The sequence below is a fragment of the Vibrio sp. 811 genome (genome assembly GCF_033339195.1).
This window is the reverse complement of the sequence record NZ_JAWOUB010000676.1, coordinates 1-586: the sequence shown is the minus strand read 5'-3', so window position 1 is coordinate 586 and position 586 is coordinate 1. Positions and strand designations below refer to the sequence as shown.

1 protein-coding gene is annotated in these 586 nt (G+C 43.9%); it reads right to left on the bottom strand.

The features are described 5' to 3' along the window. Positions 1-586, bottom strand: a 586-nt coding sequence (locus tag R7Q46_RS28780) for a methyl-accepting chemotaxis protein (protein ID WP_318078527.1), incomplete at both ends; no start/stop codon positions are given.

Below are 586 nucleotides of genomic sequence, written 5' to 3'. Positions count from 1 at the left end.
TTGCTGTTGCGATAAGGTTTAGCTGAACTTGTTGTTCATCCATGCCTGTTGAAGTCTGTTCGGAAATCGCGCTCACTTCTTCAATGGCGGTGCCTACTTGAGCTGTGGTTGACGAGATACTGTCGACCAAAGTAAGCAACTTCGCTTGCATATCAACGCAGGCATCTGCCAAGGTGCCAAGCTCATCATGACCAATTTTGTTACGTGGAAGCTGGTAAGTTAGGTCGCCCGACGCGATTTTCGACGCCATGTTTACCACGTAATTTAGTGGTGTGCAGATCTGTTTGGTTAGGAATAGGCCTAGCGTAAAACTCAATGCCAATAGCGCGACGATAGCAATAATGCTGTAGGTGATTGCGCTGCGCACTGCTTCATGAGCGCTGGCAATATCTTCTTGTACGTAGGTTTGGTTTAGTTCCACTAAATCACGAATCGCATCGGATAATTGTGTGAATGTAGAAAATCCGTTTAACAATGTTTCATTTGCTTCATCGATTTTATTATTCAATAGCAACTTCGCGTATTCATTGTTAAACGCACTGTATTTAACCCAGGCACTTTTTACTTTATTGAAAGCGTCTCGGTC